The 16583-nt window shown below is 65.2% G+C and carries 13 protein-coding genes; 7 read left to right on the forward strand and 6 right to left on the reverse strand.

All coding sequences use genetic code 11. The features are described 5' to 3' along the window. Nucleotides 1-76: 76 nt before the first annotated feature. Entirely contained in the window at nucleotides 77-571 is a 495-nt protein-coding gene (locus I2H31_RS05410) for a DUF4112 domain-containing protein (protein ID WP_196291982.1), read from the reverse strand. Nucleotides 572-767: 196 nt separating this feature from the next. On the opposite strand from I2H31_RS05410, the gene I2H31_RS05415 reads away from it, so the two are divergent. From I2H31_RS05415 to I2H31_RS05425, 3 genes are all read left to right on the forward strand, one after another. After that, on the forward strand, nucleotides 768-2522 hold the full coding sequence (locus tag I2H31_RS05415) for a T9SS type A sorting domain-containing protein (protein ID WP_196291983.1): 1755 nt from the start codon (nucleotides 768-770) through the stop codon (nucleotides 2520-2522). A 500-nt stretch (nucleotides 2523-3022) separates the two neighbouring features. Beyond that, entirely contained in the window at nucleotides 3023-4483 is a 1461-nt protein-coding gene (locus I2H31_RS05420) for a tail fiber domain-containing protein (protein ID WP_196291984.1), read from the forward strand. A gap of 167 nt (nucleotides 4484-4650) precedes the next feature. Next, nucleotides 4651-5130 carry a hypothetical protein gene (locus I2H31_RS05425; protein WP_196291985.1) on the forward strand — a complete coding sequence of 160 codons (480 nt, stop codon included), beginning with the start codon at nucleotides 4651-4653 and terminating at the stop codon, nucleotides 5128-5130. Between the two features lie 391 nt (nucleotides 5131-5521). Here the strand turns inward: I2H31_RS05425 and I2H31_RS05430 are convergent, their stop codons facing one another. After that, entirely contained in the window at nucleotides 5522-6457 is a 936-nt protein-coding gene (locus I2H31_RS05430; protein ID WP_196291986.1) for a TPM domain-containing protein, read from the reverse strand. A 109-nt stretch (nucleotides 6458-6566) separates the two neighbouring features. Then, on the reverse strand, nucleotides 6567-8090 hold the full coding sequence (locus tag I2H31_RS05435; protein ID WP_196291987.1) for a sigma 54-interacting transcriptional regulator: 1524 nt from the start codon (nucleotides 8088-8090) through the stop codon (nucleotides 6567-6569). A 278-nt stretch (nucleotides 8091-8368) separates the two neighbouring features. Here I2H31_RS05435 and I2H31_RS05440 point away from each other — a divergent pair, with 278 nt between their 5' ends. Next, nucleotides 8369-9982: a S8 family serine peptidase gene (locus I2H31_RS05440; protein WP_196291988.1), complete on the forward strand. Its 1614-nt coding sequence runs from the start codon at nucleotides 8369-8371 to the stop codon at nucleotides 9980-9982. Between the two features lie 50 nt (nucleotides 9983-10032). Continuing rightward, nucleotides 10033-10248 (forward strand): hypothetical protein, encoded by a 216-nt coding sequence (locus tag I2H31_RS05445; RefSeq protein WP_196291989.1) that lies wholly within the window; start codon nucleotides 10033-10035, stop codon nucleotides 10246-10248. A gap of 150 nt (nucleotides 10249-10398) precedes the next feature. Here I2H31_RS05445 and I2H31_RS05450 read toward each other — a convergent pair whose 3' ends face one another. Continuing rightward, on the reverse strand, nucleotides 10399-11505 hold the full coding sequence (locus I2H31_RS05450; protein WP_196291990.1) for a vWA domain-containing protein: 1107 nt from the start codon (nucleotides 11503-11505) through the stop codon (nucleotides 10399-10401). 162 nt (nucleotides 11506-11667) lie between these two features. Between I2H31_RS05450 and I2H31_RS05455 the strand changes: the two genes are divergently transcribed. Further along, a complete protein-coding gene (locus I2H31_RS05455; RefSeq protein ID WP_196291991.1) occupies nucleotides 11668-11949 on the forward strand; it encodes a DUF427 domain-containing protein in 282 nt (93 codons plus the stop codon). Nucleotides 11950-12032: 83 nt separating this feature from the next. Then, nucleotides 12033-12890 carry a bifunctional transcriptional activator/DNA repair enzyme AdaA gene (locus tag I2H31_RS05460; protein ID WP_196291992.1) on the forward strand — a complete coding sequence of 286 codons (858 nt, stop codon included), beginning with the start codon at nucleotides 12033-12035 and terminating at the stop codon, nucleotides 12888-12890. Nucleotides 12891-13043: 153 nt separating this feature from the next. Here the strand turns inward: I2H31_RS05460 and I2H31_RS05465 are convergent, their stop codons facing one another. Both I2H31_RS05465 and I2H31_RS05470 read right to left on the reverse strand, forming a co-directional pair. After that, a complete protein-coding gene (locus tag I2H31_RS05465) occupies nucleotides 13044-14477 on the reverse strand; it encodes a T9SS type A sorting domain-containing protein (protein WP_196291993.1) in 1434 nt (477 codons plus the stop codon). A 42-nt stretch (nucleotides 14478-14519) separates the two neighbouring features. Then, nucleotides 14520-16532: a beta strand repeat-containing protein gene (locus I2H31_RS05470; protein ID WP_196291994.1), complete on the reverse strand. Its 2013-nt coding sequence runs from the start codon at nucleotides 16530-16532 to the stop codon at nucleotides 14520-14522. Between the last annotated feature and the right edge of the window lie 51 nt (nucleotides 16533-16583).

The following is a 16583-nucleotide window of genomic DNA, read 5'->3' on the forward strand; positions in this document are numbered from 1 at the left end:
GAGTTGAGGGAAAGGGGTTTCGTGCGTTTAACTCTTAGTCGCTCACGCTTAACTCTTAACTCCCAACTCTTAACTCTTAACTGAACTGCTGCCAGCCCCACTTGAGCAGCACCACGCTGCCCCAGCCCACCAGCGCCACTACGGCGGCCAGAAACAGCAGCAGAAGCAGCACCAGCCCCTTGCCGCTGCCCGGGTGGCGGCCCTCGGCGTAGTGAGCGCGCAGCAGGGCCACGTTGCGCTCGTTGCTTTTGTAGGCGAAGTCGAAGAGGTTGCCGAGGATGGGAATGCCGCCCACCACGGTGTCGATGAGGATGTTGAGGGCCATGCGCACCACCACGGCCCCGCTGGCCCCGTGCCGGAACATGGTCATCAGCAAGGCCACCGACACGACGGTGGTTGACAAGTCGCCCACCACGGGCAGCAGGCCCAGCAGCGGGTCGAGGCCGAAGCGGAAGCGGGTGCCGGGCAGCGCAAACTGGCTGTCCATGAGCTTGGCAATGCGCTCAACCCAACGCAGGCGCTCGTCGGCAGCGAAGGAAGTGGGAACGGCGGCGGAGGAGCGGGGGAGCATGGGCGCGGGCTTTGGGCGTGGTACGGCTTTGAGGCGCCCACGGCTGAAGGCCAAGCCCGCCACGCGGCCTTGACGCCAAGCCAGCGCCCTGCCCAAAGCTGCCAATAAATAAATATATTGGCCGGTTTCTGCTTCCCGAAAAGTTTGGTTATCATTGCTGACGCGAATTTTCCTTCCTTGTATCCTCTTGCTGGTCATGAAAAAAAACTACCCTTTTTTAGTCGCCGGAGCCATCTGGGCCCTGCTGCCCGGTGGGGCGGCGGCGCAGGCTCCTTATGCCAGTGGCTTTGTGCCGGCGCGCAATGACTTTGACGCGTCTCCGGTCGGCAGTGTTAACGTCACTTTTTCGCAGCCCGTGACGGGCGCCAGCGGCATCCGGGTTTTTGGCAGCCGGCGCGGTGGGCTTTTGAGTGGCAACGGTAGCGGCGACGGCACCACTCAGCTGCATTTCCAGGTGAGCCAAGGGTTGGGGTTGGGCGAAATGGTGAGCGTGACGGTGCCTTCCACCGTGCGCGGCACCAACGGCCTGCCCGTGCCGGGCACCGTGTACCAGTTCCGCACGCCGGTGAGCGGCAGCCAGTTCATCAACGCCTACCCGGGCACCGGCAGCCTGCCCGAAGTGGGCACCGCCCTCTACGACCCCACCCTAGCCGACGTCAACAACGACGGCAAAATCGACCTGCTGCTGGCCGATGCGCAAAACGACCGGGTGCGCCTGCGGCTGGGCAACAACGGCCCGGGCTTCTTCGATGCGGCCACGCTGCTGAGTACCGGCGAACAGCCCGGCAGCATTGCCGTGGCCGACATGAACAACGACGGCCAGCTGGACCTGCTCACCAGCTCGAACGGCGCCACCGTGCGCATGGTGTCGGTGGCGCTGGGCAACGGCATGGGCGGCTTTGGGGTGCCGGCGGCTGTGCCGGTGGCCGCGCCGCCCGGCAGGGTGCGGGTGGGCGACGTGAACGCCGACGGCAACCTCGACTTTGTGGTGCCGCTGCTGGTGCCCGCCACGCCGGGCGGCGCGCCGGCCTCCACGGTGCTGGCCGTGCGATTGGGCAACGGGCAGGGCGCCTTTGCCGCGGCCCCGGACGTGCCGCTGGACCCCAGCGCCAGCAGCCCGAACCTGCACTTGGCCGATTTTAACAACGACGGCCAGCTGGACTGCCTCGTGGGCAGCACCTCCACCAACCTGCTGAAAACCTACCTGGGCAACGGGCAGGGCGGCTTTGCGCTAGCGGGCACCACCCCCCTGGCCCGTACCGGCGCCACCGACGCGGCCGACGTGACCGGCGACGGCCTGCTGGACGTGGTGATGGCCGACGGACCCGGCAACGCCGTGCGCCTGTACCCCGGCACCGGCCAGGGCGGCTTTGGCACGCCCACGGTGTTTACGCTGGCCAGTCCCACTGGCGTGCTGGCGACCAGCATTCCGGGCGGTGTCGGAATTTTTGCGACCTACAATTCTGCGGCGGCCGGGGCGGGCACCGCGTTATGGGGCCGTTCAAGCAACGTCACCGGCACCGGTGCTTTCAACCCCAGGGCTTCGCTCATGAGCAATTGCGCCGGCACGTCGCTCGTCATGGGTTCCGTGTATACCTCGTTCCCGCTGCTGGTGATTGTTGATAATGGCACCAACGGCGCGGGCCCCAACGTCAAGGCACGCCTCGACCAGGTTGTTACCGCCAGCCGCCCTTCTGCCAAAACGCTCCCGGCCGCCTGCTTCCCCAACCCTGCCCACCAGAGCGTGCAAGTCGTGCTGCCCACCGGCGCCGCAGGGCTGCGGGCCGAGGTGTACAACGGCCTCGGCCAATGCGTGCGCCGGCAGGAGCTTGGGGCCGTGGCGGTGGGCTCAGCGGCCACGCTCAACGTGAGCGCGCTACCGGCCGGGCTCTACACGCTGCGCCTCGCGGCTGGGCCGCAAAGCAGCACCCAGGCGCTGGCCATCGAGTAAGCGGGCCGTTTGGTCCTGGCCAAGCCCCGCCCACCGCCCGGTGGGCGGGGCTTTTTGTTGGCGCACCGAAGCGCTGGGCGCGGCAGGGCAGCGGCTCACATACCAAATGCAGTCGTCTACTACCGTTTGCCCACCGTTGACAACCGATAGTGAATACGGCATCACGGCGGCGGATGGTTTTGTCACTGTCCATTCTTGCCCGCTGGCAGTGTCATGACCCAATTTCTCCGTTTTTTCGCCCTCTTCCTCCTGTTGTCACCCGCCGCCCGCGCCCAGACCGGCGGCGTGGGCATTGGCACCACCGCCCCCGACGCCTCGGCCGCCCTCGACGTGGTGAGTAGCGCCAAGGGGGCCCTGCTGCCCCGCCTCACGTCGGCCCAGCGCCTGGGCATGGGCCAGGGCGCGGTGCCGCCCCCCGCACCCGGCCTGCTGGTGTACCAGACCGACGCGCCCATCGCCGGGGCAGCGGCTGGCAGCCCTTTGCCAACTTCAGCATCAAGATGGGCACCACCACGGCCACGTCGGTGCCCGGGGCGTTTCCGGCGCCGGGCACGCTCACGCCGGTGCACGCCAGCACTTACACCACCACCGCGGGCCGCAACCTGCACCCCTTCAACCTGGGCAGCTTCCAGTGGGACGGCACCAGCAACCTGCTGGTGGAACTGTGCTTCGACAACAACGGCTACAGCACCAACGACCTGGTGGCCACCGAGGACACCAGCTACCCGGCCAGCTACGCCCAGGAGCTGGACGGCACCAACGGCTGCGCCCTCACCGGCGGCCTGCCGCACGCCCCCTCGAACGAGCGGCCCGTCACCTACTTCGTGCAAGAGGGCGACCGCGCCTACACCCTGCCTGCCCGGCCTGGCCAGCCTGGCCAAGTGCTCACGCAGCAGGCCAGCGGGGCCGTGGCCTTTGCCACCCCGCCCTGGCTGCAAAGCGGCAGTGCCGTGTACCTGAGCGCGTTCGGCGCCCGCGTGGGCATCGGCACCAGCACGCCCACCCAGAAGCTGGACGTGAACGGCAGCGCCGTGGTGAGCGGCACTCTGCAGCTGGGCCGGGCCGACGGCGACAAGATTTGCTACACGGACCAGGGCGCGGCCGGCCCCAAGCTGGGCCTCGGCACGAACTGGGGCGTGCTCGCCTACGCCGGGCCGGGCACCGCGCTGGTGACGGGCTACCACGCCTGGCTGACCACCGCCACCAGTGGCTACGTGGAGCGGATGCGCCTGAACGTGACCGGCCTGGGCATTGGCACCACCACCCCGCGCGGCACCCTCGACGTGGCCGGCCCGGGCAACACCTACCTGGTGAATGACCCCAACGTTGGCGTGCCGGACCAGAGCGTGTTCCTGCCCGGCCACCTCTACCTGGCGCCCTACGGCGGCACCTCGGGCACGGCTTACCTGCAGGCCCGGGTGCCCAACCCCGCCACCACCACCAACATCGGCCTGACGCTGCGCACCACCAGCAACGGCAACCTGGTGAATGCCCTGCGCCTGAACGCCGACGGCTCGGCCAACTTCCAGGGCACCGTGACGGCCGCCGGCGTGACCCTGACGTCGGACGCCCGCTTCAAGCAGCAGGTGCGCCCGCTGACGGGCGCGCTGGCCGCCGTGCAGCAGCTGCGCGGCGTGCGCTACCAGTGGAATGCGCTGGGCGTGCAGCGCGGCGGCACGGCCGGCCAGGAGCAGATTGGCCTGCTGGCCCAGGAGCTGGAGCAGTTCTACCCCGAGCTGGTGCGCACCGATGAAGCCGGCTACAAGAGCGTGAACTACGCCCGGCTCACGCCGGTGCTCCTCGAAGCCCTCAAGGAACTAGCCGCCAAGAATGCCGGCCTTGAAACCAGAAATAATGCCTTGGAAACGCAGGTGCAGCAACAGCAAGCCAGCCTCGGCAGCTTCGAGCAGCGCCTGCGGGCGCTGGAAGCGGGCGGCGCGCAGGCCCGCACGGGAAAGTAGCCCGGCAACTGGGCGGGGGCGCTGCCCCACGGCCCGCTGACCGGACCCGGGCCCGGTGAAAACAAAAAAATGCCGGTATGGAACGGACGGGCTTTTTCTACCTACCTTGCTCACGGCCCGGCTTGACGGTCAGGCACTTTTTCTACCCAACACCCCGTTTCCGTTTTATGGCAACCGTTACCACTCCCATCCCCGCCGCCGTCAAGAAGGACGTGCTGGCCCTGCTCCAGCAGGCCCTCGACAAGCTGCACCCCTACACCGTCACCCTCACCGACGCCGAGCAGAAAAGCCTCGCCTCCGGGGCCATGGGCCGCGAGAGCGTGCCCTTCGTGCAGGAAGCCACCAAGCTGCTGGCCAACTACCCGCAGGTGCTGCGCCGCACCATCACCGACGAAATGATTGCCGAGTACCCCACCTGGGCCACCACTTTCGCCGACGCCGACGAGCTGCTGACCAAAACCCAGGCCCTGGCCGCCCTGCTCGGCACGGTGCGCCTGGCCAGCGGCGCCCAGGCCATGGACCTGGCCCGCGACGCATACAAAGACGGCCAGCTGGACAAAGGCAAGACGCCCGGCGTGGCCGAAATCGACACCATGAGCAAACGCTTCCCCACAGGCCCCAAAACCAAGACGGACACTAAAAAATAGGGGTCCATTCGTGAAAACGGGGGATTGATTCGTGAATTTCACGAATCAATCCCCCGTTTTTGTTGATTCATCTCTGGATTTCAGGGATTGGTTGCTGGCAAATGGCAATCTGGCTACTGCTTGGAGGGATTGATTCCTGAGCATCGCCGCTCAGGGTGTGCCACGGGTGGCCGGGGCGGTGTCTTCATAAGCGTCGGTTCTCATTGCCGGTGAAGACCGCCTTCTATTGAAACGCCCGCAGGAAGTTACTTTTCCCACTGCCGCTAATGCACCAGCGCGTTCAGGTCCGGCTCCCGTTCCACGGTGCAATCGCCGAAGCCGAAGAAATTGACAAGGCGAACTGACTTAATCATGAGCGCGAATATAGGCGAAAGCCGCAGGCGCGCCGCTCCTACCAGCCCCCGCTGGCCCCGCCGCCGCCACTGCTGCCCCCGCCCCAGCTGCTACTGCTGCTAGAGCCGGAGCTACCCGAACTGCTACTGCCCGACGAGCCCGACGACCAATCGCGCCGGCTGCGCCCGCTGCCCGAGCCGCTGAGCCACCAGTCGCTCTTGGTCCAGGCCCACAGGCCGATGAGGCCGCCGTTGCGCCGGCACTGCCACAGCAGCAGCAGCCCCCACAGGCCAAACAGCCCCCCCTTCATCATCCCCTCGGTGAGGCCCGCCGCGAAGCCGCCCAGCGCGGCCGGCCGCGCAAACGAGGCCTCCTCGCCCCGCATCAGGCGCATGAGTTGGGCGGTGGCCGCGTCCAGCCCCACGTAGTATTTCCCCTGCTTGAAGGCCGGCTCCAGCACGTCGGTGATGAGGCGGTAGGCGGTGGCGTCGGGCACGGCGCCCTCCAGGCCGTAGCCCGTCTGGATGCGGATGCGGTGCTCGCGCCGGGCCACCAGCACCAGCAGGCCGTTGTTGGTTTCGCGCCGCCCGATGCCCCAGGTATTGAACAGGCGCTGGGCCACGTCCTCCAGCGGCTCGGCCCCGAGGCGGGGCACCGTGACGATGACCAGCTGGGCGGTGGTGGCTTTTTCGAACCGAAACAGCCGGGCGCGCAGGCTGTCTTCCTCGGCCGGTTGCAGCAGGGCTGCCGCGTCGGTCACGGGCTCGTAGCGCGGCGGCCGGGGCGGAACGATGCCGGGCAGCGCCGCCGGCTCGGCCGCCAGCGGCGCCCTGGTTTCGGTGAGCGCCGTGTAGGCCGCGCGCCCGCCCCACCATAGCAGCAGCACCAGCACGCCCACCAGCATGGCCTGCAGGAAGCGGATGAACAAGCTGCCCGCAATGCCGAACACGACGTTGAAGACGGAAAAGGTATTGGGCGGATAGGTTTTGGGCATAACGGGAGGGGCGTAAATACAAACGCCCCGCGTACCGGGGTACGCGGGGCGTTTGTGGTTGGTTGATGGTAGTACGAACCCCTGCGGGGCATTTATACTACCACCGGCTCTACCGCCGGCGGCGCGGCTTCTCCTCTTCTTCGTCCTCGTCGTCATCATCGCCGAAGCTCGGCATGGTGAACATCGACGACAACAGGTCCTTGAACTGCGCGCCCGAGGTGAGGCGGTTGCGCGAAATCAGGCTGTGCTCGCTCAGGCCGTGGAGCAGGAATTCCATGAGGAAGTAGGTGTGCTCGGGCGTCTCGTTGGGGTGCAACTCGGTCACGATGTCGCGCAGGCCGGGCACCTGGTCGAGGGCCTTTTTGTAGTCCTCGGTGCTGGCGTCGTGCAGCAGGTCCAGCGTGTGGCCGTTGCCGAACCACTCCTGCACCGTTTTGTAAGGCGAGGGGCGGTTTTTGAGCTTCTTGCTCTTGTCGGGGTCGGGGAAATAGTTCAGGAACAGCGTGCGGATGGCCTTGCCCATCAGCTTCTCGGCCACGATGCCGGCGCCCTCCTGCTCGCCCTCGTACACCAGTTCCACCTTGCCCGTCACGGCCGGTACGGCCGAAATGAAGTCGCCCAGGCGCACGTAGGTGTTGCTTTCGCCGTTCACCAGCGCCCGGCGCTCGGCGCCCGCAATCACCTGCTCGTAGGCCGATATGGTGAGACGGGCCGACACGCCCGACTTGGCGTCCACGAACTCGGAGCCGCGGGCCTCCACGGCCACCTGCTCCACGAGGTCGTGGATGATTTCGTTGCTCGTCACCATGCCGCGCTGCTCGTCTTTGATGCGGGCCTCCTGCTTGGTGATGCGCTTGCCGATTTCGATGGATTTCGGATAGTGCGTGATAATCTGGGCGTCAATCCGGTCCTTGAGCGGCGTCACGATGCTGCCGCGGTTGGTATAGTCCTCGGGGTTGGCCGTGAACACGAACTGAATATCCAGCGGCAGCCGCACCTTGAAGCCGCGAATCTGGATGTCGCCTTCCTGCAGAATGTTGAACAGCGACACCTGGATGCGCGCCTGCAGGTCGGGCAGCTCGTTAATCACGAAAATGCCGCGGTGCGCGCGCGGAATCAGCCCGAAGTGAATCACCCGCTCGTCGGAGTACGGCAGTTTCAGCGTGGCGGCTTTGATGGGGTCGGCGTCGCCGATGAGGTCGGCCACCGACACGTCGGGCGTGGCCAGCTTCTCGGTGTAGCGCTCGTTGCGGTGCATCCACGTCACGGGCGTATCGTCGCCTTTCTCGGCAATGAGGTTTTTGGCAAACACCGACAGCGGCTGCAGCGGGTCGTCGTTGAGCTCGGAGCCGGCCACCACGGGCATGTACTCATCGAGCAGGTTGATGAGCAGGCGCGCGATGCGGGTTTTGGCCTGGCCACGCAAGCCCAGCAGGTTGATGTGGTGCCCGGCCAGGATGGCGCGCTGCAGCTCCGGAATCACAGTTTCCTCGTAGCCGAAGATGCCGGGGAATACTTCTTCTTTGTTTTTGAGCTTCTGAATCAGGTTTTCCCGGAGCTCTTGTTTCACGCTGCGGGGCTGGTAACCACTGGCGCGAAGCTGGCCCAGGGTCTGGATGTTGTCGTGCTTCATAAAGGGCGTTGGCGGGAAACTGGCTTCCCAAGGTCTTTAACCGCGAAAGGGGGCCTGAGGTTCAGGCCGTGGCAGCGGTTGGCGCCGGGGCTTGCGGCAACCACGGAGAGCGCTGGGGTTTGGGCTTCCTAAAGGCCCTGAAGCAGGTTTTCACACCAGCTTTCGCGAAAAACCGGCCCCCGGCCCTAAATCAGCAACTGAATGCAACATGCGCGAAACAGTTGCTACCGTCGGCCGCCGTGCTTTGCAGCCGAAATCACGACTCAACTTATCCTTTCATGCCCCACACCTTCCGCTTTGCTTTCTCTCTTTGCCTGCTGTCCATTGCCAGCCACGCCCAAGACCCTCTGCCACAGTGGCACCACCTCGACCCCGCCGTCGACAAGGCCATGGGCATCAGCACCGACCGGGCTTACGAGCTACTGCGCGCTTTGCCGAACAAGCCAACCGCCCGCCCCCTCATCGTGGCCGTCATTGATGGCGGCATCGACACCGCGCACGTTGACCTGCGCCGTGTGCTGTGGCACAACCCCAACGAAATACCTGCCAACGGCCGCGACGACGACCACAACGGCTACGCCGACGACGTGTACGGCTGGAACTTCATGGGCGGGGCCGACGGCCGCAACGTCTTCGAGAGCCAGAAAGAAGAAACCCGCCTCTACGCCCGGCTAAAGCCGCTGTACGAAGGCAAAACCCTGGCCACGGTGCCGGCCGCCAAACAGGCGGAGTTCCGCCTGTATGAGCGCGCCAAAAAAACCTACGCCCTCAAGCGGGCCGAAGCCGAAGCCGCTTACCAGAAAGACGCTCAGGCCCTGGCCGAAGACCGCGCCCGCCTCGCCGCCCTCAAAAAAGGCTACGGCGTGGCCGTGCTCGATTCGGCCTTTCTGCACCGCCCGCCCGCCGCGGCCGATACGGCGCTGGCCCGCCAGGCGGCTTACTACTACCGGGGTATGCGCGGGCGCACGCCCAACACCGACTCGCTACTCAACCGCTACATCCGCTACAACGCGGAGCTGAAGCTGCGCCTCGACTACGCGTATAACCTGAACTACCGCCCGCAGCCGCTGGCCGGCGAGCATCCCGCCGACCTCACCGAGCGCCATTACGGCAACAACAACCTGCAAACCCGCCTCGATTACCACGGCACCGGGCACGGCACGCACTGCGCCGGCATCATCGCGGCCGACCGCGCCAACAACCTCGGCGTACGCGGCGTGGCCGAGCAGGTGCGCATTCTGAGCGTGCGCTGCATTCCTGATGGCGACGAACGTGACAAGGATGTGGCCAATGCCATCCGCTACGCCGTCGACAACGGCGCCAGCGTCGTCAGCATGAGCTTCGGCAAGTACTTCTCGCCCGATAAAAGCGTCGTCGACGAGGCCATCCGCTACGCCAACACCAAGGGCGTGCTGCTGGTGCACGCCGCCGGCAACGACCACCTCAACGTCGACAGCACGCTGCAATACCCCACGGGCCGCTACCTCAACGGCCAAACCATTCCAAACCTGATTACCGTAGGCGCCAGCGCCCGCACCAACGACGAACGCCTCGTGGCCCGGTTCTCAAACTACGGCCGGCAGGCGGTGGACGTGTTTGCGCCCGGCGTCGACATCGTGTCAACCTTTCCCGGCAACGAGTACCGCCCGATGAGTGGCACCAGCATGGCCACGCCGGCGGTGGCCGGCATGGCGGCCGTGCTCAAAGTCAATTTCCCGTACCTCACCCCCGCCGACCTCAAGCGCATCATTCTGGCGTCGGCCGCGCCGGTTCACACGCAGGTTCTCAAGCCCGGCACCAAGCAGCTGGTCGATTTTGCCACGCTCTCGCGCACCGGCGGCATCGTCAATCTATACGAAGCCGTGCGCCTGGCCAGCAGCCAGCACCCGTAGCGCCGGTGGGATAGTTAAAGCAACTGGCGTTCGTTTTCGTCTACTTCCGCATGAAAGCATCGACCGAACGCCAGCTGCTGCGGTGGTTCCACACGCTGGCCAGCATCCCCCTGGTGGGCTACATCTACGGCCCGGTGGCCAGCATCCCGGAAGCAGCGCGCATGGTGCGCTGGGTCCTCATGCCGCTGGTGATACTCAGCGGCCTGTGGATGTGGCGCGGGCACTGGGTGAAACAGCAGTGGCGCCGACTCACCCAGTCGCGTTAAGCGCAGTACCTATTGAGTGGCCCCGCCCCACTCGGTGGGGATAAACCAAGACATTCCAAACAACATGAGCATCGCATAGAGGAGCGTAACAGCAACCAGGCTCAAAATAATGACACTGCCTACACGTCCAAAAAGCTTTCTCATATCGAGTTACAGCGTCTTGCGGCGGTTCTTCTTATAGTCCTCGAACACCAGGTGCCCCAGCCCTTTAAGGCCGGAATAGTACGCTTTGCCCTGGTTCACCTCCGTGAATTCCTCCACGAACTTCTGTAAATACGGGTCGGAGGTAATCATGAAGGTGGTGATGGGAATCTTGACGCGGCGGGCAGCGGCGGCCAGGTTCAGGGTCTTGTTCACCACTTTGCGGTCGAGGCCGAAGGCGTTTTTGTAGTAGCCGTTGCCTTCCTTCAGGCAGGTGGGCTTGCCGTCGGTAATCATGAAAATCTGCTTGTTGGGCGTTTTGCGCTTGCGGAGCAGGTCCATGGCCAGTTCCAGGCCGGCCACGGTGTTGGTGTGGTAGGGGCCCACTTGCAGGTAGGGCAAGTCTTTCACCTCAATCTGCCAAGCGTCGTTGCCGAACACGATGACGTCGAGGAAGTCCTTGGGGTACTTCTGCTTCACGAGCTCGGCCAGGGCCATGGCCACCTTCTTGGCCGGCGTGATGCGGTCCTCGCCGTAGAGTATCATGGAGTGCGAGATGTCAATCATCAACACCGTGCTGGTCTGCGACTTGTGCTCGTTTTCGCGCACTTCGAGGTCGCCTTCGGTCAGCATGAAGTCGTCGCCGTCCATGCCGTGGTTGAGCTGGGCGTTGCGGATGGACTCGGACATCTGAATCTGCTCGAGCGAGTCGCCGAAGCGGAATTCGCGCAGGTCGGTGCTCTGCTCGTCGCCCTGGCCGGTGTGGGGGGTGCGGTGGTTGCCGGTGCTGCTCTTTTTCAGCTTGCCAAAAATCTCCTCCAAGGCACTCTTGCGGATGCCCTGCTCGGTTTTGGGCGTAATCTTGAATTCGCCCTTTTCCTGCTCGTTCTCATCGATGTAGCCTTTTTTCTTCAGGTCGTCGATGAAGTTGCCCATGCCGTAGTTGTCGTCGGTAAGGCCGTACTGCTTGTCGAGCTCGTTGAGCCACTGCAGGGCCTCGCCCACGTCGCCGGAGGTGATGGTAACGAGCTGCATAAACAGCTTAAACAACGACTCAAAGCCCTTTTCGGGCTGGTCTTCGGGCACAAAATCGCGGAAGCGGAAGCCAACGGCCATAATATTCTTCTTTCAGGTAGGACTGCGAAAACAAGCGCGGCGCGGGCAATGTTCAATCAGACGTAGCGCGAAGCTCCAGCTTCACGTTTCGGCCGCGCAATTTGCCTACGCCGCTTTTGTTCAACGACACGCGAAGCTGGAGTTTCGCGCTACTTCCCACCCATGAAAGCCATCTGGAACAACACCGTCATCGCCGAAAGCGACGACACCGTCGTGGTTGAAAACAACCATTATTTCCCCGCTGAAGCCATCAAAAAAGAATTTTTCGAGGACAGCATCGCCCAAACTACCTGCCCCTGGAAAGGCCGCGCCAGCTACTACTCCCTGAACGTGAACGGCGAGAAAAACAAAGACGCCGCCTGGTACTACCCCGAGCCCAAAGACGCCGCCAAGGAAATTAAGGGCCGCGTGGCGTTTTGGAAGGGCGTAAAAATCGAGAAATAGGCCTGCAAGAAAGAGCGCAAGAATCGGGTTTGGGGCGCAGAGCGGCCGCGCGAATTTTGTAGTCACTCCACCCCCAAAGTGCCATGACTGACTACCAACGTATCGCCGCTGCCCTGACCTACCTGCGCGCCAATTTCCAGGCCCAACCCGGCTTGGAAGAATTGGCCGAACAGGCCCATTGGAGCCCGTTTCACTTTCAGCGCAAGTTTCAGGAGTGGGCCGGGGTGTCGCCCAAGAAATTTCTGCAGTATCTCAGCCTCGACCACGCCAAGCAGATGCTGCGCCAACAAGCCTCGGTAGCCGATGCAGCTTATGAAACGGGCCTGTCCGGCACCGGCCGCCTGCACGACCTGTTCGTGACGCTGGAGGCCATGACACCCGGCGAATACCGCCACGGCGGCGCCGCGCTGGCCATTCAGTACAGCTTCGGCGAGAGTCCGTTTGGGACGTACCTGGTGGCTTCCACCGCCAAAGGCATCTGCAAGCTGGTATTCGTCGAAGACGAACAGGCTGCCCTGGCCGAGCTCCGGCTGGAATGGCCCAACGCCTTGCTCATGCAGGCCGAAACCGCCGCCCACGCACAAGTAGCGCGGTTTTTCGCCCGTGACTTCGCTCCTACCGACCGGCTGCATTTGCACCTGAAAGGCACCGCGTTTCAGCTCAAAATCTGGGAGTCGCTGCTGCGCATCCCGGAGGGCCAGCTGCGCACCTATTCGCAGCTCGCCGTGGCGGCGGAGAACAGTGCGGCCGTGCGCGCCGCCGGCACTGCCATTGGGGCCAACCCAGTGGGCTACCTCATCCCCTGCCACCGCGTCATTCGCGGCACGGGAGAATTTGGCCAGTACCGCTGGGGGGCGCCGCGCAAAGCCGTGATGCTGGGCTGGGAAGCCGCCCGCACCAGCGCCGAAACCACGGTTCCGATGACTACGGCAGCGGCTTAGCGCCGTTGGAAAGTAGCGCGAACTGTGCAGTTCGCGTCCCCGCGCCGTTCGGCTAAATCGTTCTGCCACGCGAACTACAACGTTCGCGCTGCTCACAGGAAAGCCGCTTCCCAGGCTCTGAGAAGCGGCTTTCCTGTTGCGAGAAGCTTGTTCTTACTCCACTACCAGCCGGCGCGCTTCGGCACTGGTGCGCACCACGTACACGCCGGCGGGAAGGTGTTCGGGCAGGGCGAGGTGGGCGGTGCCAGTGGCATCGGTGGTGGCGCGGGCCACGCGGCGGCCGGTGGCATCCAGCACTTCGACGAGGGCGTTGGCGGGCAGGCCGGCGGCCGTGGTGGCGCGCTGGGCCGGGTTGGGATAGAGCACGAAACTGGGCTTGGCTGCCCCGGCGAATTGCACCATACGGATGGCGGAGTAGCTGGTGGAGCCGTCGGTATCCACCTGGCGCAAGCGGTAGTAGAGCACGGGCGCGTCGGCCGGCAGTTTCGTATCAAGTAGGGTATAGTCGTGGCGGGTAGTGGCGCTACCCGCGCCCGCCACCGTGCCGATGTTCGTGAACGATTGCCCGTCAAGGCTGCGCTCGACGGTGAAGCCGGCGTTATTAAGCTCCGTGGCGGTGGCCCAGCGCAGGCGCACGGCGGCCGGGCCTTCGGACTGGGCCGTGAACTCGACCAGGGTCACGGGCAGCGGCGCATCGGCGGTGCCCACCGTGAAGAAGGAGAAGCTGCCAGCGGCCGGCACCGTGCCGGTGGCGGTGCGGGTAGCGGCCGCGTTCTGCGAAGCACTGATGCGGGCCCAGCCGGCGCCTGCCACCGGCGCGGCCGCGCGCGCCCACACCTGGGTACTGGCGAAGTTGGTGAGGCCCCGGTCGTTGGCCGACAGCCAGGTGAGCTGCACCGTGACGTCGGTGAGCGGGGCCGAAGTGCGCCAGATTTGGTCGATGCCCGCGGTGGTGCCGCCGGCGTTGGTGCCGTAGCTGAGCTGGGCAGTGCTGAGGCCGGCCGTGCGGGTCACGGTCAGGTTGGTGAGGGTGGCGGCTGGGGTGAGGGTGAAGCCGTTGGGGAAGGCGGTGGCGGCCCCGCCCGGCACGTTGGCCTTCACGGCAACTAGGTTGCCAGCCACGTAGCGGGTACTGGTTTCGCCCGAGAGCGTGGCCCCGTTCAGCAGCCGCAGGGTGGCTGATGGGGCGGTGGTGACTAGGCCGCTGGTGAGCGTGAGCGTCCCGGCCACGTCGGCGTTGCTGCTGGCGGGCAGGGTCACGCCAGCGCTGGTGTTGCTCACCGTGAGGTTGGCCAGCCCGGCCCCCTGGAGGTCGAGCTGCTGGGCGGCCGTGCCATTGAGGGTGACGGTGCTGGCGCTGCCGGGCACGAGGGTGGCGCCGCTGGCGTTTAGCAGGTTGCCGCCCACGTAGAGCTGGTTGGCGCCGCTGCTCAGGTCGAGCGTGCCGCTGGCGTTGTGGAGCGTGCCGCTGGTGGAGAGGATGGCCCCGCCGGTGAGCGTTAGGGTAGCGCCGTTGTTGGTCAGGTCCTGGGCGTGAGCGGCGCGAACCCCGCCCAGGAGCAGCGCAAGCAGAAGCAGTTGTTTCATGGGAATCTCCATCAGGAACGAAATTTTCGGGCAGGCCACGACCTAGATGCCGGCGCGGATGATAATCCAGTTTGTGCCATCGGAGATGGCCGTGACGACCTTGGACGAGCCCGTGGTGCTCATGTCGAAGGTGTTGCCGCTGCTGATGGTGTTCGTGCCATCGAAGATAGAGCTGTTGCTGGAGAGTTTGGCCGCGATGCTGCCGCCGTTGCGCAGGTAGTAGATTCGGCCCGTGCAGGAGTTGGCATTAGGCAGGAAGTAGTGTTGGTTGCTGGTGCTGCTGGGCGCCAGGCCATAATAGCTGCCCCCGATGGCCGACTGGTTAACCGGGCCCTGGTCCAGGCCGTTGGCGCCGGCGCCGGGGCCGCCGCCACCGCCGTAGCTGGTCTGCACGCCCACGGCAAAGGTGCCGTTTACCTGCAGGCTGCTGTTGGGCGCCGACGTGCCGATGCCCACGCTGACGGCGTTGTTGGTGCCTTTCGCGGCGCCGATAACCAGCGAGTTGCTCTGGGTGACGGTGGCCCCGGCGCCGATGGCGTAGGCATCGTAGAGGCCGGCGCTGGCGTTGGAGCTGCTGCCCAGCAGGATGTTGTTGGTGTTGGTGGTCAGCCCGTTCCCAGCGCTGCCCCCCACCACGACGTTGCTGCTGCCGGTAATGGTCGTGCCGCTATTATAGGCCGCCTGGGTGCCGATGAATACGTTGTTGGTACCGGTGGTCAGCCGGTTGCCGGCGGAGGCGCCCAGCAGGGTATTGTCGCTGCCGGTTGTGCTCTGCCCCGCCCCGGAGCCGATGAAGGTGGCGTTGCCGGCGTTGAAGTCCTGCCCCGCCCTGGCCCCCACGAGGGTATTGTCCTGGCCGGTGGTCATGGCGGTGCCGGCGTTGAAGCCCAGCATCACCGACAAGGAGCTAGGTGAATTATTACCCAACGTCACCCGCCCGTTGCTGTACACCCGGAAGGCCTCCGCGCCGTTGCGCTTGAAAATCAGGTCTTCGTTGTTGTTCGAGCCTAGGAACTGATTGCCGTCGAGGGTGTTGCCGCTCAGGCTCCAGCCGCTGCTGCCGGGGATGGTGGCCCAGGAGTTGTCGCCGCGCAGGAAGGTGCTGCTGCTGGGCGTGCCGATGGCGCTCAGCTCGGCAATGCCAATGGCGTCGTCGGCTACTTTGGCATTAGTCACGGCGTTGTCGGCCAGCTTGGCGTTGTTAATGGCGTTATTAGCCACCGTGGGGTTGGGGTAGGTGCCCGTCAGGTCGCCGCCGGCCGCGCCGCTGGGGGTGCCGCTTGGAATGGCCTGGGTGCTCAGGTCGCCGTCGGCGTTGGCCACCACCATGCGGCTTCCGGTGCCGGCCAGGCCGCGCAGGCGGGTGCTGCCGTTCACGTCGAATTTGGCGAGGGGGTCGTTGGTGCCGATGCCTACGTTGCCGCCGGGCTCCAGAAAAAGGCGGTAGTCGGCCACCCCGCTTTCCGAGAAGTTCAGCGCGTTGCTGCTGCCGTTGGTGGTCAGGGCCAGGTGCCAGCGGTTGGTGCCGACGTTGTTGCGCAGCTGCACGGCGTCGTTCGTGCTGTTGCCCTGCACCGTCAGCGGCAGGTTGGCCGTGGTGGTGCCGATGCCCACGTTGCCGGTGCCCGAGAAGGTCAGGTCGTTGGTGCCCAGGGGCACGTCGGTATCGGCCGTGAGGGCGGTGCCGCCCAGGCGCACGGTAGTAGTGGAGCCGCTGGTGCTGGCGCTCAGGCCCGGGCCGGCAGCCACGGCGGGGGGAGTCGGGTTCAGGTACACCCAGGCGGCGGGGTTGCCGGCGTAGTACCAGAAGCCCGTTTGCGTGCCGCCACTGGCGGTGCCGTCGGTCTGATACACCATCAGGCCCTGCGGCGGGCTGGTGATGGCCGTGCGCTGGGCGGCCGTCAGGCGCGGCACCAGCAGGCCCTTGTCGGTGGCCCGGATGTCGAGGGCCGCTTTGGCGTTGGGTGTGGGCGTGCCGATGCCCACGTTTTGCGCCTGAACGGCAAAAGGAAGTGTAGCGGCCGCAGCAGCCAGTAAGGGTAAGTGAAGCTTCATATGAGGTGTTTGAATGAAAGCGCGTGAGAAGTAAAAGCTTGAATTCAGGCT

The sequence above is a fragment of the Hymenobacter ruricola genome (assembly GCF_015694525.1).
Lineage (GTDB): Bacteria > Bacteroidota > Bacteroidia > Cytophagales > Hymenobacteraceae > Hymenobacter > Hymenobacter ruricola.

Coding starts and splice junctions, on each gene's coding strand:
- I2H31_RS05410 (WP_196291982.1), bottom strand. CDS start 571: ATGCTCCCCCGCTCCTCCGCCGCCGTTCCCACTTCCTTCGCTGCCGAC.
- I2H31_RS05415 (WP_196291983.1), top strand. CDS start 768: ATGAAAAAAAACTACCCTTTTTTAGTCGCCGGAGCCATCTGGGCCCTG.
- I2H31_RS05420 (WP_196291984.1), top strand. CDS start 3,023: ATGGGCACCACCACGGCCACGTCGGTGCCCGGGGCGTTTCCGGCGCCG.
- I2H31_RS05425 (WP_196291985.1), top strand. CDS start 4,651: ATGGCAACCGTTACCACTCCCATCCCCGCCGCCGTCAAGAAGGACGTG.
- I2H31_RS05430 (WP_196291986.1), bottom strand. CDS start 6,457: ATGCCCAAAACCTATCCGCCCAATACCTTTTCCGTCTTCAACGTCGTG.
- I2H31_RS05435 (WP_196291987.1), bottom strand. CDS start 8,090: ATGAAGCACGACAACATCCAGACCCTGGGCCAGCTTCGCGCCAGTGGT.
- I2H31_RS05440 (WP_196291988.1), top strand. CDS start 8,369: ATGCCCCACACCTTCCGCTTTGCTTTCTCTCTTTGCCTGCTGTCCATT.
- I2H31_RS05445 (WP_196291989.1), top strand. CDS start 10,033: ATGAAAGCATCGACCGAACGCCAGCTGCTGCGGTGGTTCCACACGCTG.
- I2H31_RS05450 (WP_196291990.1), bottom strand. CDS start 11,505: ATGGCCGTTGGCTTCCGCTTCCGCGATTTTGTGCCCGAAGACCAGCCC.
- I2H31_RS05455 (WP_196291991.1), top strand. CDS start 11,668: ATGAAAGCCATCTGGAACAACACCGTCATCGCCGAAAGCGACGACACC.
- I2H31_RS05460 (WP_196291992.1), top strand. CDS start 12,033: ATGACTGACTACCAACGTATCGCCGCTGCCCTGACCTACCTGCGCGCC.
- I2H31_RS05465 (WP_196291993.1), bottom strand. CDS start 14,477: ATGAAACAACTGCTTCTGCTTGCGCTGCTCCTGGGCGGGGTTCGCGCC.
- I2H31_RS05470 (WP_196291994.1), bottom strand. CDS start 16,532: ATGAAGCTTCACTTACCCTTACTGGCTGCTGCGGCCGCTACACTTCCT.